Source organism: Bordetella sp. FB-8 (assembly GCF_000382185.1).
GTDB lineage: Bacteria > Pseudomonadota > Gammaproteobacteria > Burkholderiales > Burkholderiaceae_B > Bordetella.
This window is the reverse complement of record NZ_KB907784.1, coordinates 1,530,759-1,545,355: the sequence shown is the minus strand read 5'-3', so window position 1 is coordinate 1,545,355 and position 14,597 is coordinate 1,530,759. Positions and strand designations below refer to the sequence as shown.

Below are 14,597 nucleotides of genomic sequence, written 5' to 3'. Positions count from 1 at the left end.
GCCCTATGTCGCCGCCCCGTCCGGCGAAGGCTGCTGCGAGAACTGCTTCCACACTTCGATGGCGCGCATGCGCTGCTTGGCCACCACCTCGATGCGCCCGCGCAGATCCACATCCTGGCGCAGCAGCGCGTCGAAGTCCCGGGCCGAGAGCATTAGCAGCTTGCTGTAGCCCAGCGAGGTCACCCTGGGCGTGACCTGCCGCTCGCCCAGCAAGGCCAGCTCGCCGAAGAACTCTCCGCTGCCCAGCTCCACCGCCGTGCCGTCCGGCAGATGCACGGCCACGGCGCCCGAAGCCACGAAGCACATGGCGGCGCCGTAACTGCCGCGTCCCAAGATGGGCTGGTCCGGCAAGGCCAGGCGCGGCCGCAGCAGGCGGCCGATGGCGCGCAGCGATTCGGCGCTCAGGCCTTCGAACAGCGGCACCCGCTTGATCAGGTCGGCCGCGCCCATTTCCATGTCCAGCGGCGGATGGCGGTCGATATGCCGCCAGCGGCTGTTCAATTGGCTCATCAGATCGGCATACACCTCGCCGCCGATCAGGAACTGATCCAGCATGGTGCGGTAGCGCCGACGCTCGAGTTCGCGGGCCACCCGGCCCAGATAGCTTTCCTGCAGCCACTGCGCGTAGGACGGGTATTGCAAATTAAGCGCCTGCATGGCGTTCTCGACCAGGCTCAGGCGGCGCTGGTGGATGTCGACGATGCGCTGGGCCACCTCCTGGCCCAGAAGCGGCCCGAGTTCGTCGTGCGCGAATTTAAGGAGTTGCTGCACCACCGAGCGTTTGGTCATCAGCGCGGAGAAGCGTTGCGCCAGCTCGCGCGCCAGCCAGCCCTGCCAGCCGAACAGGTCGTACATGCGCAAGGCGATGCGGAAACCGCGGCCGTATCGCACGTCGGCCTCGATGGCCGCCTGCAAGCCTGGCAACCCATGCGAACGGATCGAATCCTCCAGCCGCTCGGCGCGCGCCAGCAGGTTCTCGGCCATGCGCCAGTCGACGATCTGCGCCTTGAGAATGTCGAAGAACATTTCCTGTTCGCGCTGCGCCACAGCGGCCAGGCCCACCCGCACGCGCTGCTCGACGGTCAGCTGGGCCGCCTGCGCGTCCTGAACGCTGGCCAGGCTGGCATCGAACACGGCGTGGATGCGTGCGCTGGCTTCGCTGCCGATGTGATCGGTGCGCGCGATCTCGTCGGTGCGCTCCTGCAGGTCTTCCAGGGCGATGATGAGCGCCTGGTTGCGCAGGCTGTGCTCCATGGGCGAGAGCTGGTTCAGGCCCAGCATGCCGATCAGCCAGCGCAGCGTCGTGCCGTTGATCAAGAGCGTCATCAGCACGAAACCCGTGGTGGCCACGCCCACGAACTGTCGCACGGATTCGGGAATGGCGTCCTTCTCGATTACCGCCAGCGCCAGCGCCAGCGATACGGCCCCGCGCAGGCCGCCCCACAGCATCACAGCCTTGTAGGACTTGCTGACCCGGGAGCTCATGCGCATCACGCGCAGCAGCGGCAGCAGGCCGAACACCACGACGGCGCGCGCCGCCAGCGTGGCGGCGAACACCACCAGCACCATGCTCAACTCCAGCCAGCCGGCATGGGCCATCATGCGCGGAATCAGCATCGAGGCAAACAGGAAGATCAGCGAATTGGCCCAGAAGCCGAACTGTTCCCAGGCCAGAGCCAGGTGTTCGAAGGTGCCTGGAGACATGCGCGTGCGGCCCGTCGAACCCACCACCAGCCCGGAGATGACCGTGGCCACCACGCCCGATACACCCAGGTAGTGTTCGGGGATGTAGAAGGAAAGATAGGCCAGGCTGAGCGTGAGCGTGATCTCGGCCGTGGGAAAGCCGCGCAGCAACGCGAACAGCCAGCAAGCCGCGCGCCCCATGATGTAACCAGCCAGCCCGCCGCCCAGGAAGGTGAACAGGAAGGCGCCCAGCACGCCGCCCACCGACAGCCGGCCATGTTCCATCGCGCCGCCGGCCAGCGTCGCCACCAACACCGAGTACAGGGCGATGGATGCCGCGTCGTTGAGCAGGCTCTCGCCTTCAATCAGCGTAGTCAGCCGCTTGGGCGCCCCCACTTCGCGAAAGATGCTCACCACGGCCACCGGATCGGTCGTGGCCACGATAGCCCCCAGCAGCAGGCAGGCGATGATCCCGTAGTTCGAAGCCGCGTTCAGGGCCAGGCCTACCACGATGGTGCAGACCACCACCGCCACGATGGCCATCAGCAGAATGGGACCCAGGTCGTCCATCAGGCGACGCACGTTCATCGACAGCGACGTTTCGAACAGCAGCACCGGCAGGAACACCATGAGGAAGGTGTCCGACGAAATCTCGAAGTGATCGATGGTGGCGAGCAGATCGCCCAGCACTGGAGGCACCCACCCGTGCCAGTGCATGAGAATGCCGAGTAGGCAGCCGACGATCGCCAGCAGCACCGAATACGGCAGCTTGAGGCGGGCCGCCAGAGGCGGCATGAAGCAGACCAGCGTGAGCAGGCCGGCAATGCCGAAAACGATCAGGCCGACGTCCATGCGCCTCGAGGCTCCTTGTCTATGCGAACCTCAAGGATAGCGGATAGTGGGTTTGCGAAACGCCCAAGGCGCCGACCCGCGGCGCCTTGGGCGTTTACAGCGGCTTGAAGATCAGGCCGGCGCGAGGGCGCCGCGCATCTTCTTGAGCGCGGCCGCCTCGATCTGGCGGATGCGCTCGGCCGACACGCCGAACTCGGCGGCCAGATCGTGCAGCGTCAGGCCGCCGTCGTCCTGCAGCCAGCGCGCCTCGATGATGCGGCGCGAGCGCGCATCCAAGCCCTCGAGCGCCTGGGTCAGCCCCTCGCCCTCCAGGGCGGTGTGCGCTTTGCGGGCCAGCACGCGCGTAGGTTCCTCGCGGCCTTCGTCGGACAGATAGGCGATGGGCGCAAAGCTGTCCTCGTCGTCGTCCTGGCCTTCCAGCGAAAGGTCGCGGCCGGACAGGCGCACTTCCATTTCGCGCACGTCTTCGCGGCGCACATTCAGCTCTTCGGCGATATGGTCGACCTGCTCGCTGGCCAGCGTCTGGCCATCGGGCCGCATGCTGCGCAGATTGAAGAAAAGCTTGCGCTGTGCCTTGGTGGTGGCCACCTTGACCATGCGCCAGTTGCGCACGATGTATTCATGGATCTCGGCCTTGATCCAGTGCACGGCGAAAGACACCAGGCGCACACCGCGTTCGGGGTCGAAGCGTTTGACGGCCTTCATCAGGCCAACGTTGCCTTCCTGGATGAGATCGGCGTGCGGCAGGCCGTAGCCCAGATATTGACGTGCCACCGACACCACCAGGCGCAGGTGCGACAGGATGAGCTCGCGCGCGGCCTCGAGATCTTCATGATCGCGCAGGCGGCGAGCAAGATCGGTTTCGCGTTCGGCGCTGAGCACCGGCAGGCGGTTGACCGTCGAGATATAGGCGTCAATGGTGCCGAGCGCGCCCGGGTTGGCCACTGCCAACGCCAGCGCGTTGGACCTGTCCGTCGCGATACTGGCTGCTTTCATGGCGTGGCCTCCTGAAGGTAGGAAATAAGCATTTGAATGATGTTAGCACTCTACTTTGTCGAGTGCTAATTTGACCTTTCCAGCATGTAGGAGTTCCCTGCGGGAGCGGTTATTCCCGCTAGGCGCGCGGCCGCTTATGCAGCGCGCTGTTACGCCTGCGCACGATTTGCCCCCGGATGACCATCGACGACAGCGGCACTATTTAATATAGTGACCCCAACCCTCTTGCGTCCCCTTGCAAGGTTAAATCTCATGGCTCGTCTGCCCCGACTGTATGCTCCCGGGCTGCCCCAATTGGTGCAGGCCAGTTTCGTCCAGCCATTGGCGGCGCCGGGCCAGCCCGCGCCGCAGGACATTCTCAACCAGCTCGTCGGCTGGCTGGGCGACTCGGCCCAGCGCCACAAAGTGGCCGTGCATGGCTGGGTCCTTGCCACCGACCGCATCCTGCTCCTGGCCACTCCGGCCGACGAATCCGGCCTGCCTCGTCTGATGCAGACCCTGGGGCGCAACCTGGCGGCCCGCCTGCGCGGGGGCAGGGTCTTCGCCGGGCGCTACCGGTCGGCCCTGCTCGAACCCCACCCCTGGGTACTGCGCGCCCAGATCTGGCTTGAAACCTACCCCGTGCGCAGCGGCGGCGCGTCCGACCCGGATTCCTGGCCCTGGTCCTCGGCCGGCAGCCACACCGGCGCCAGCCACCAGACGCCCGCCCCGTCGTGGCAGACGGACCACGCCGACTACTGGGCCTGCGGCAACACGCCCTTCGACCGCCAGGCCAATTACCGCAAGCTGCTGCAAGACGGCCTTTCGCGCGACGAGTCCCAGCGCATTGAACAAGCTGTCTCGGGCCAATGGGCGCTGGGCGGACCGGCCTTTATCGCCAGCCTGTCCCACACCGCCAGCCGCCGCGTCTCGCCCGGCCATCGCGGCCGCCCCCGCAAGAAGCCGCTGCCCGGCACGGCCGCATCTTAGGGTCTTTTGACATGAGTTTTTGCCGTTAAATGCGTCGCCCGAAACACCTTGTCGCCGCCTGCGCCGCCGTCATTTCCCTCACCCTGCTAGGTGGCACCGCCCGCGCCCAGGACGCACTGGCGCGCGCCCAGGCCGCAGGCGTGCTGCACATTGCCACGGAAGAGCAATTCCCTCCCTACGATTTCATCCAGGACGGCAAGCACGCCGGCTTCAACGTCGACCTGTTCGCGCAGATCGGCCATAAGCTGGGCTTGAAGATCGATTGGATCGACCGGCCCTGGCCCAGGATCATGCTCGGTCTGCAATCGAGGAAATTCGACCTTGCCGGGGGTCCGGCTCCGATCACGGCCGACCTGGCCAAAACCTTCCGCTTCCTGCCGCCCGTCTCCAGCGCCCAGACCATGATCGAAATCCGCAAGGGCGAAACCGGCCTGGTCAAACCCGCGGACATCGCAGGCAAGAAAATCGGTGCGCAGCGCGGCTCTTTCGCCCTGGCCGAGCTCAGAAGGTTCAACACAACCCTGCCCAGGCCTGTCGCTATCGTCGAGTATGCCGACAATCGCCTGGCCAATGCCGATCTGAAGGCCGGCCGCCTGGACGGCGTGGCCATTGCCGCCAACGACGTCATGGAAGTCCTGCGTCACAGCCCCGGCGTCTTCGGCGTGGTCCAGCCTGGCTTCGGTACTCGGGTCTATTACGGCTACATGATGCGCGATGACGGCGATTCCAGGTCGCTCTTCGAGGCAATCTCGAACGCCATGCGAGAACTCACCCAACAGGGCAAGCTTGCGGAACTGCAGACCAAGTGGTTCGGCCAGGCCATTACCGTGCCCGCCAAGGCACCCAAGCCTGAGCAGTAAGCGCCTTATCGCCCTGAAGATTCCCAAAATAAAATGGGGTCTTATCAATGTATAAAATCGCTTTTTCTCACCCGCCCATAAAAGGTGAGTTGATTACTATATTGTTTTTAAAAAGAAAAATAAATGTCCCCATTTTTAAAAGTATCTTGCCATTGGAATAAAATTTAGGGACATACCCTTTTTATTGCACTTGCACATCGAATCCCGGCGCGCTATCTTCGCCCTACTGTTTCTGACAACAATTCCCGCAGTCCCCACGCGGAGCGCGCCATGCCCCCTATTTCGTCCTCCCTCTCCCGCCATGCCGACGTGCCGGCCGCGCCTGTGCCGGCCGCGCCTAAGCCGGCCGCGCCCATCGATGCCAGCCGCATCGGAATGCCGCCGGCCCAAGGGCTGTACCACCCCAGCAACGAGCATGACGCCTGCGGCGTGGGCTTCGTCGCTCATATCAAGGGACACAAGAGCCACACCATCATCCAGCAGGGCCTGAAGATCCTCGAAAACCTGGACCATCGCGGCGCGGTCGGCGCCGACAAGCTCATGGGCGATGGCGCGGGCATCCTGATCCAGATTCCCGACCAGCTCTACCGCGATGACATGGCGCAGCGCGGCATCGTGCTGCCCCAACAGGGCGAATACGGCGTGGCCATGGTCTTCCTGCCCAAGGAAACCGCCTCGCGCCTGGCCTGCGAACAGGAGCTCGAGCGCTCGGTGCGCGCCGAGGGCCAGATCGTGCTGGGCTGGCGCGACGTACCGGTGGACACCGACATGCCCATGTCGCCCGCCGTGCGCTCGGTCGAACCGGTCATCCGCCAGCTCTTCATCGGCCGCGGCCCCGACGTCATGGTGCCCGACGCGCTGGAACGCAAGCTCTACGTCATCCGCAAAACCGCCAGCCACGCCATCCAGGCCATGCAACTGGCCCACGGCAAGGAATACTTCGTGCCCTCGGCCTCGGTGCGCACCGTGGTCTACAAGGGCCTGCTGCTGGCCGACCAGGTTGGGCGCTACTACCGCGACCTGGCCGACCCGCGCACCGTTTCGGCCCTGGCGCTGGTGCACCAGCGCTTCTCGACCAACACCTTCCCCGCCTGGCCGCTGGCCCACCCCTACCGCATGATTGCCCACAACGGCGAGATCAACACGGTCAAGGGCAACTTCAACTGGCTGCGCGCGCGCGAAGGCATGATGCAGTCGGCCGTACTCGGCGACGACCTCAAAAAACTCTACCCCATCGTCTACGAGGGCCAGTCCGATACGGCAACTTTCGACAACTGCCTGGAACTGCTGGTCAACTCCGGCTATGCGCTCTCGCATGCCATGATGATGATGATCCCCGAGGCCTGGGAGCAGCACACCCAGATGGACGCCAGCCGCCGCGCCTTCTACGAATACCACGCGGCCATGATGGAGCCCTGGGACGGCCCCGCCGCCATCGCCTTTACCGACGGCCGCCAGATCGGCGCCACGCTGGACCGCAACGGTCTGCGCCCGGCCCGCTACCTGGTCACCGACGACGACATGGTCATCCTGGCCTCCGAGGCCGGCACCCTGCCCATCCCCGAGCACCGCATCACCAAGAAATGGCGCCTGCAGCCGGGCAAGATGTTCCTCATCGACCTGGAGCAAGGCCGCATCATCGACGACGCCGAGGTCAAGGCGCAACTGGCCAACAGCCGCCCGTATCGCCAGTGGATCGACCGCCTGCAGGTCAAACTCGATTCGCTTCCGGCGCAGCAAAACGTCGTCTCGCCCGCCACGCAGACCAGCGTATCGCTGCTCGATCGTCAGCAGGCCTTTGGCTGGACGCAGGAGGACTACAAGTTCATCCTCGAACCCATGGCGGCCACGGGCGAGGAAATCATCGGATCTATGGGCAACGACGCGCCGCTGGCGGTATTGTCGAACCGTCCCAAGCCCTTCTACAACTACTTCCGCCAGCTGTTCGCGCAGGTCACCAACCCCCCTATCGACCCGATCCGCGAACAAATGGTGATGTCGCTGGTGTCTTTCATCGGACCCAAGCCCAATCTGCTGGACATCAACAACGTCAACCCGCCGCTGCGCCTGGAAATCGCACAGCCCGTGCTGGATTTCGCCGACATGGCACAGATCCGCGGCATCGAGCAGGTCACCGGCCAGAAATTCCGCAGCTTCGAGCTGGACATCACCTACCCGGCCGCCTGGGGTTCCGAAGGCATCGAGGCCCGCGTGGCCGCGCTGTGCGCGCGCGCCGTCGATGCGGTCAAGAGCGGCTACAACATCCTGGTCGTGTCCGATCGCCTGGTCGACGGCGAGCGCGTGGCGATCCCGGCGCTGCTGGCCGTGTCGGCCGTGCACCAGCACCTGATCCGCGCGGGCCTGCGCACCGCCACCGGCCTGGTGGTGGAGACCGGCTCGGCGCGCGAAGTGCACCACTTCGCGCTGCTGGGGGGCTACGGCGCCGAGGCCATCCACCCCTACCTGGCGCTGGAATCGCTGGGCAAAATGCCCGAACCCGCCAAGGCCGTAAAGAACTACATCAAGGCCGTCGGCAAGGGCCTGAACAAGGTCATGTCCAAGATGGGCATCTCGACCTACATGTCGTATTGCGGCGCGCAGATCTTCGAAGCCGTGGGCCTGCAGCGCAGCCTGATCGACAAGTACTTCACCGGCACAGCCTCCAACATCGAAGGCATCGGCATCTTCGAGGTGGCCGAGGAAGCCCTGCGCCTGCACCGCGCCGCCTTCGGCAACGACCCCGTACTGGCGCAGGACCTGGACGCGGGCGGCGAATACGCCTTCCGCATCCGCGGCGAAGAGCACATGTGGACGCCGGACTCCATCGCCAAGCTGCAGCATTCGGCGCGCGCGAACAACTACCGCACCTACAAGGAATACGCGCAGATCATCAACAACCAGTCCAAGCGTCACATGACGCTGCGCGGACTGTTCGAGTTCAAGGTCGATCCGAGCCGGGCCATTTCCCTGGACGAGGTCGAACCCGCCAAGGAAATCGTCAAGCGCTTCGCCACCGGCGCCATGTCACTGGGTTCGATTTCCACAGAGGCCCACTCGACGCTGGCCGTAGCCATGAACCGCATCGGCGGCAAGTCCAACACCGGCGAAGGCGGCGAGGACGAACTGCGCTACCGCAACGAACTGCGCACGGGCAAGTCGAGCATCAAGGATGGCGACACGCTGGCCTCGGTGCTGGGTTCGGACCGCATCGCCGCCGATGTGGCGCTGCAGAAAGGCGACTCGCTGCGCTCGCGCATCAAGCAGGTGGCCTCGGGCCGCTTCGGCGTCAGCGCCGAATACTTGAGTTCGGCCGACCAGATCCAGATCAAGATGGCGCAGGGTGCCAAGCCCGGCGAGGGCGGTCAGCTACCTGGCCACAAGGTCACCGAATACATCGGCAAGCTGCGTTGCTCAGTGCCGGGCGTGGGCTTGATCTCGCCCCCGCCGCACCACGACATCTATTCCATCGAAGACCTGGCCCAGCTTATCCACGACCTGAAGAACGTCAACAGCCGCGCCTCGATCTCGGTCAAACTGGTGTCGGAAGTGGGCGTAGGGACCGTGGCGGCCGGCGTGGCCAAGGCCAAGGCCGATCATGTGGTCATCGCCGGCCACGACGGCGGCACCGGCGCCTCGCCCGTGTCCTCGATCAAGCACGCCGGCACGCCCTGGGAATTGGGCCTGGCCGAGACTCAGCAGACGCTGGTGCTCAACCGCCTGCGCAGCCGCATCCGCGTGCAGGCCGACGGCCAGATGAAGACCGGCCGCGACGTCGCTATCGGCGCGTTGCTGGGCGCGGAAGAATTCGGCTTTGCCACCGCGCCGCTGGTGGTCGAGGGCTGCATCATGATGCGCAAGTGCCACCTGAACACCTGCCCGGTGGGCGTGGCCACGCAAGACCCGCAGCTGCGCAAGAAATTCTCGGGCAAGCCTGAGCACGTGGTGAATTTCTTCTTCTTCGTCGCCGAGGAAGTGCGCGAGATCATGGCCCAGCTGGGCATCCGCAGGTTCGAGGACATGATCGGACGCACGGACCTGCTGGACGTGCGCGCCGGCATCGAGCACTGGAAGGCCCGCGGCCTGGATTTCTCGCGCGTGTTCCATCGGCCCGTGCCCATCGCCGGCGATGCCATCTTCCAGGTCGAGCAACAGGACCATGGCCTGGCCGGCGCGCTGGATCACCAACTCATTGAACGCTGCAAGCCCGCGCTTGAGCGCGGCGAGAAGGTCTCCTTCATCACCCCCGTGCGCAACCGCAACCGCACCATCGGTGCCATGCTGTCGGGCGCGGTGGCCACGCGCCACGGCCATGAAGGCCTGCCGGACGACACCATCCACATTCAGTGCAACGGCACGGCCGGCCAGAGTTTCGGCGCCTTCCTGGCCCATGGCATCACCTTCGACCTGGTGGGCGAAGCCAACGACTACGTCGGCAAGGGCCTGTCGGGCGGCCGCATCATCGCGCGCTCGCCCAACGACTTCCGCGGCTTCGGCCCCGAGCACATCATCGCCGGCAACACGGCGCTGTACGGCGCATTGTCCGGTGAGGCCTATCTGAACGGCGTGGCGGGCGAGCGCTTCGCGGTGCGCAACTCGGGCGCGGCCGCGGTGGTGGAAGGCACGGGCGACCACGGCTGCGAATACATGACGGGCGGCACCGTCGTCGTTCTGGGCAACACCGGCCGCAACTTCGCCGCCGGCATGTCGGGCGGCGTGGCCTATGTGTGGGACCCGGACCGCAGTTTCCGCCAGCGCTGCAACCTGGCTATGGTCGAACTCGAACCCGTGCTGGCGCACGCCGAGCAATCGGGCGAGAGCGCCCAGGCCACCTGGCACAGCGCCCAGCGCGGCGGCGAACCGCAGGCCGACGAAACCCTGCTGCGCCGTCTGGTGGAAGACCACTTCCGCTATACCGGCAGCTTCCGTGCCCGCGAAATTCTGGGCGACTGGGAGACCGCGCGCGGCAAGTTCGTCAAGGTCATGCCGATCGAATACAAGCGCGCGCTGGCCGAGCTGTGGCAGGCAGCCAACCCCGAACAGATGGTCGCCTGACTTTCGCCCGCGCCAACAAGCCTGAACAAGACACTCGCAAAAGCAACCGCGACCCGACAAGGACTCGAACATGGGTAAGATCACCGGCTTCATGGAATTCGAACGCCTGCAAGAAGCGTACGAAGCCCCGCAAAAGCGTCTGAAGCACTGGAGCGAATTCGTCCTGCACCTGGACGACGGCCAGGCCAAGCAGCAGGCCGCCCGCTGCATGGATTGCGGCATTCCGTTCTGCACCAACGGCTGCCCGGTCAACAACATCATCCCCGACTGGAACGACCTGGTGTACCGCCAGCAATGGCAGCAGGCGCTGCATGTGCTGCATTCCACCAACAACTTCCCGGAATTCACCGGCCGCATCTGTCCGGCTCCGTGCGAAGCCGCGTGCACACTCAACATCAACGACGATGCCGTGGGCATCAAGTCGATCGAGCACGCCATCATCGACAAGGGCTGGACCGAAGGCTGGATCAAGCCGCAGCCGCCCGTGCGCAAGACCGGCAAGAAGGTCGCCGTGGTCGGCTCGGGTCCGGCGGGACTGGCCTGCGCCCAGCAACTGGCGCGCGCCGGCCACGCCGTGACGCTGTTCGAAAAGAGCGACCGCATCGGCGGGCTGCTGCGCTACGGCATTCCCGACTTCAAGCTGGAAAAGCCGCTCATCGACCGGCGCATCGCCCAGATGGAAGCCGAAGGGGTGGAGTTCGCCCCCGCGACTTACGTCGGCAAGCCCACGGACAAGGCCGCTGACGGCCTGACGGTGCGCACACCCGAGTCGATGCTGATCGATTTCGACGCCGTGGTCATGTCCGGCGGGGCGGAGACCCCGCGCGACCTGCCCATCCCGGGACGCGAACTGTCCGGCGTCTACTACGCCATGGACTTTCTGCGCCCGCAGAACAAGGCCGTGGCGGGCGACCGCGTGAGCGGCCAGCCCAAGGCCACCGGCAAGCACGTGGTGGTGATCGGCGGCGGCGACACTGGCTCGGACTGTGTGGGCACCAGCAACCGCCACGGCGCCGCCTCGGTCATGCAATTCGAGATCACCGACCAGCCGCCCCAGGCCGAGAACAAGCCGCTGGTCTGGCCCTACTGGCCGCTCAAGCTGCGCACCTCGTCCTCACACGACGAAGGCTGCCAGCGCGACTGGAGCGTGGTCACCAAGCGGCTCGAAGGCAGCAACGGCAAGGTCGAGAAGCTCATTGCCGCGCGCGTCGAATGGACTCGCGACGAAGCCACCGGCCAGATGAAAATGGCCGAAGTCCCCGGTTCGGAATTCGAAATGAAAGCCGACCTGGTGCTTCTGGCCATGGGCTTTGTCTCGCCGGTGCAGACCGTGCTCGATGCCTTCGGCCTGGATCGCGACGCGCGCGGCAATGCACGCGCCAACACCGACGACTACCGCACCAGCGTCGACAAGGTCTTCGCCGCCGGCGACATGCGCCGCGGCCAGTCGCTGGTGGTCTGGGCCATCCGCGAAGGCCGTCAGTGCGCGCGCGCCGTGGACGAGTTCCTGATGGGCGCCAGCGACCTGCCGCGCTGATCGCCGGCACGCGCGGTTTTTCTAGTCAAGATCCTGCACGAAACCGGCACCGGACTCTCCGGTCGAGACGAGATATCGCGCCATCGCGCCGACAATTTTTCGCACGGCTTGACGCGCGCTCATTTGCCCGCGCCAAGTCAGCAGGCTTGGCGTTTCGTCCGCCATCGGCGCGCCTTTGCGCGTGCAGGAAAGCCGTTATTTCTGCGCGAAGCGGCCAATACGGTGTGCCAAGCGCATGGCATCGACGGCAAGTACAGGCGCTGGCGCGGCGAGGGCTGGCTGGCCAAGGCACACGCAAACTGCTGGGATACGCCAGCCCGACCTTGCCGGCGATGGTGGATTTCCATGCAAGAGGCAAGGTTTTGGCGAGAGACCTGAAACCGGTCGAAGTCATGTGATGAAGCGCCCGCCCCCACCGCCCTGATGAGGCGCAAGACGTGACTACATTACAATCAACGCCGTGCCAACAGTCCCTCTGCTGCTCATGCCTGAAAGTCCCCCCCCCCCTCGGGATCCCGCTCTGTCTCTGGACAGCGTGACCCTGGGCTATGGGGACTTCACCGTGCTCGGCAATATCTCGATGCAGGCCCGGGCCGGGCAGGTCGTGGCCGTCATGGGCGGTTCGGGGTCGGGCAAGACTACGCTGCTGCGCGCGGCCACCGGCCAGATCCCCGCCCAAGGCGGCACGGTCAGGGTCTTCGGCCAGGATATCGGCGCGCAGTCGTCCACGGGGCTGCGGGCCCTGCGCCAGCGCATGGGCGTGCTGTTCCAGCAAGGTGCGCTCTTTACCGACCTGAACGTCTTCGAGAACGTCGCCTTTCCTTTGCGCGAACACACCCGGCACGACGAAGCCGCTATCCTTGAGCGCGTGCTGGCCAAGCTCGACGCGGTCGGCCTGCGCGCAGCGGCCCACTTGAAAGTCGCGGAGATCTCCGGCGGCATGGCGCGCCGCGTCGCGCTGGCGCGCGCCGTGGTGCTGGAACCGGAGCTCATCCTGTACGACGAACCCTTCGCCGGACTCGATCCGATTTCCCTGGGCATCACTGCCCGGCTCATCCGCCATCTGTCCGACCAACTGGGCTGCGCTTCAGTGCTGATCACGCACGATGTGGCCGAATCCTTCGCCATCGCCGACCGGGTGTACCTGGTAGGCCAGGGCAAGCTGGCCGCGGCCGGCACGCCGCAGGAACTCAAAGTTTCGCAAGACCCCTATGTTCGCCAGTTCCTGGACGGCGCACCCGACGGCCCCGTGGCTTTCAACTACCCCGACACGCCGGCTTTCGAAGCCTGGCTTGCACAACAACCGGGCGGCCGCACAGCGCGCGATAAGGAAAGCCGGACATGAACCCGGTCAGCGCATTGGGCGCCTGGGCGCTGGGCCTGGTCAGCGGGGTCGGCTACTTCGCCCGCTTTCTGGGCGCCCTGCTGGCAAGAAGCGGCATCGCCTTGCGCCGGCCGCGACTGGTCTCGCAGCAGATCCACTTCATCGGCAATTACTCGCTGCTGATCGTGGCCGTCTCGGGCATGTTCGTGGGCTTCGTGCTGGGCCTGCAAGGCTATTACACGCTCAACCGCTACGGTTCCGAGGAAGCCCTGGGCCTGCTGGTGGCCCTGTCGCTGGTGCGCGAGCTGGGACCGGTGGTCACGGCGCTGCTCTTTGCCGGTCGCGCCGGTACCTCGCTCACCGCCGAGATCGGCCTGATGAAGGCCGGCGAACAGCTGGCCGCCATGGAAGTCATGGCCGTCGACCCGCTACGCCGCGTACTGGTGCCGCGCTTCTGGGGCGGGGTGATCGCCATGCCCATTCTGGCCGCTGTGTTTTCCATGGTAGGCATCCTAGGGGGCTGGGCGGTGGGCGTGCTGCTCATCGGCGTGGACTCCGGCGCCTTCTGGTCGCAGATGCAAAGCGGCGTGGATGTATGGAAGGACGTGGCCAACGGCGTCCTCAAAAGCCTGGTGTTCGGCGTTGCCGTGACACTGGTGGCCTTGTACGAAGGCTGGCACGCACAGCCCACGCCAGAAGGCGTGGCGCGCGCCACCACCCGCACCGTCGTGGTGGGTTCGCTGGTCGTGCTGGGTTTGGATTTCCTGCTGACGGCCCTCATGTTCGGAGGCTAGAGAACAATCATGTCCAAGACGAAAACCGATTTCTGGGTAGGCCTGTTCGTGCTGCTGGGCGCCGCCGCGCTGGTGTTTCTGGCGCTGAAAGCCGGCAATATGAGCAGCTTCTCGTTCGCACCCACCTACCCCTTGACCGCTTCCTTCGACAACGTGGGCAGCCTGAAGGTGCGCGCGCCGGTCAAGAGCGCCGGCGTGGTGGTGGGCCGCGTGGCCGCCATCGGCTTTGACAACAAGAACTTCCAGGCCGATGTCACGCTCGACATCGATTCGGCCTACAAATTCCCCCGGGACAGTTCGGCCGCTATCCTCACCTCGGGCCTGTTGGGCGAGCAATACATCGGCTTGAGCGCCGGCGCCGACGATCAGAATTTTGCGGCGGGCGGCAAAATCCGCTATACACAAAGCGCGGTCGTGCTGGAAAACCTGATCAGCAAGTTCCTCTACAACACGGCCGACAAGCAAGGCACCGCCGGTGCCCCGGGCAATAATAGCCCTTCCCCCAGCGGCACGCACCCATAATCATCGCC

Annotated in this window: 10 protein-coding genes; 7 read left to right on the top strand and 3 right to left on the bottom strand. The window is 65.3% G+C overall.

The genetic code is table 11. The annotated features are described in order from the left end of the window. Positions 1-3 precede the first annotated feature (3 nt). On the bottom strand, positions 4-2,535 hold the full coding sequence (locus tag H143_RS0107400) for a cation:proton antiporter (RefSeq protein WP_019937594.1): 2,532 nt from the start codon (positions 2,533-2,535) through the stop codon (positions 4-6). A gap of 111 nt (positions 2,536-2,646) precedes the next feature. After that, entirely contained in the window at positions 2,647-3,531 is an 885-nt protein-coding gene (rpoH, locus tag H143_RS0107395; protein WP_019937593.1) for an RNA polymerase sigma factor RpoH, read from the bottom strand. A 252-nt stretch (positions 3,532-3,783) separates the two neighbouring features. Here rpoH and H143_RS20190 point away from each other — a divergent pair, with 252 nt between their 5' ends. From H143_RS20190 to H143_RS0107375, 4 genes are all read left to right on the top strand, one after another. Beyond that, the gene (locus H143_RS20190) at positions 3,784-4,500 is read left to right on the top strand and encodes a hypothetical protein (RefSeq protein ID WP_019937592.1); all 717 of its coding nucleotides are present in this window, start codon (positions 3,784-3,786) and stop codon (positions 4,498-4,500) included. Positions 4,501-4,529: 29 nt separating this feature from the next. Then, positions 4,530-5,360, top strand: a complete 831-nt coding sequence (locus H143_RS0107385) for a transporter substrate-binding domain-containing protein (protein ID WP_019937591.1) — start codon at positions 4,530-4,532, stop codon at positions 5,358-5,360. 375 nt (positions 5,361-5,735) lie between these two features. After that, positions 5,736-10,412, top strand: a complete 4,677-nt coding sequence (locus H143_RS0107380) for a glutamate synthase-related protein (RefSeq protein WP_231378554.1) — start codon at positions 5,736-5,738, stop codon at positions 10,410-10,412. A 70-nt stretch (positions 10,413-10,482) separates the two neighbouring features. Beyond that, a complete protein-coding gene (locus tag H143_RS0107375; protein WP_019937589.1) occupies positions 10,483-11,949 on the top strand; it encodes a glutamate synthase subunit beta in 1,467 nt (488 codons plus the stop codon). A 21-nt stretch (positions 11,950-11,970) separates the two neighbouring features. Here the strand turns inward: H143_RS0107375 and H143_RS22400 are convergent, their stop codons facing one another. Beyond that, on the bottom strand, positions 11,971-12,114 hold the full coding sequence (locus tag H143_RS22400; RefSeq protein ID WP_019937588.1) for a hypothetical protein: 144 nt from the start codon (positions 12,112-12,114) through the stop codon (positions 11,971-11,973). Between the two features lie 319 nt (positions 12,115-12,433). Here H143_RS22400 and H143_RS0107365 point away from each other — a divergent pair, with 319 nt between their 5' ends. Genes H143_RS0107365 through mlaD form a run of 3 tightly spaced genes read left to right on the top strand, consistent with a single transcriptional unit; the run spans position 12,434 to position 14,589 of the window. Next, entirely contained in the window at positions 12,434-13,294 is an 861-nt protein-coding gene (locus H143_RS0107365; protein ID WP_026349819.1) for an ABC transporter ATP-binding protein, read from the top strand. Beyond that, positions 13,291-14,067 (top strand): lipid asymmetry maintenance ABC transporter permease subunit MlaE, encoded by a 777-nt coding sequence (gene mlaE / locus H143_RS0107360; RefSeq protein ID WP_019937586.1) that lies wholly within the window; start codon positions 13,291-13,293, stop codon positions 14,065-14,067. Before H143_RS0107365 ends, mlaE begins: the two co-directional genes overlap by 4 nt. A 9-nt stretch (positions 14,068-14,076) precedes the next feature. Further along, entirely contained in the window at positions 14,077-14,589 is a 513-nt protein-coding gene (gene mlaD / locus H143_RS0107355) for an outer membrane lipid asymmetry maintenance protein MlaD (protein ID WP_019937585.1), read from the top strand. Positions 14,590-14,597 lie beyond the last annotated feature (8 nt).

Excerpts from the sequence above, each read along its gene's own strand:
- H143_RS0107365 (WP_026349819.1), top strand. The coding sequence starts at position 12,434 with ATGCCTGAAAGTCCCCCCCCCCCTCGGGATCCCGCTCTGTCTCTGGAC.
- H143_RS0107375 (WP_019937589.1), top strand. The coding sequence starts at position 10,483 with ATGGGTAAGATCACCGGCTTCATGGAATTCGAACGCCTGCAAGAAGCG.
- mlaD (WP_019937585.1), top strand. The coding sequence starts at position 14,077 with ATGTCCAAGACGAAAACCGATTTCTGGGTAGGCCTGTTCGTGCTGCTG.
- H143_RS22400 (WP_019937588.1), bottom strand. The coding sequence starts at position 12,114 with ATGGCGGACGAAACGCCAAGCCTGCTGACTTGGCGCGGGCAAATGAGC.
- H143_RS0107380 (WP_231378554.1), top strand. The coding sequence starts at position 5,736 with ATGCCGCCGGCCCAAGGGCTGTACCACCCCAGCAACGAGCATGACGCC.
- H143_RS0107385 (WP_019937591.1), top strand. The coding sequence starts at position 4,530 with ATGCGTCGCCCGAAACACCTTGTCGCCGCCTGCGCCGCCGTCATTTCC.
- H143_RS0107400 (WP_019937594.1), bottom strand. The coding sequence starts at position 2,535 with ATGGACGTCGGCCTGATCGTTTTCGGCATTGCCGGCCTGCTCACGCTG.
- rpoH (WP_019937593.1), bottom strand. The coding sequence starts at position 3,531 with ATGAAAGCAGCCAGTATCGCGACGGACAGGTCCAACGCGCTGGCGTTG.
- H143_RS20190 (WP_019937592.1), top strand. The coding sequence starts at position 3,784 with ATGGCTCGTCTGCCCCGACTGTATGCTCCCGGGCTGCCCCAATTGGTG.
- mlaE (WP_019937586.1), top strand. The coding sequence starts at position 13,291 with ATGAACCCGGTCAGCGCATTGGGCGCCTGGGCGCTGGGCCTGGTCAGC.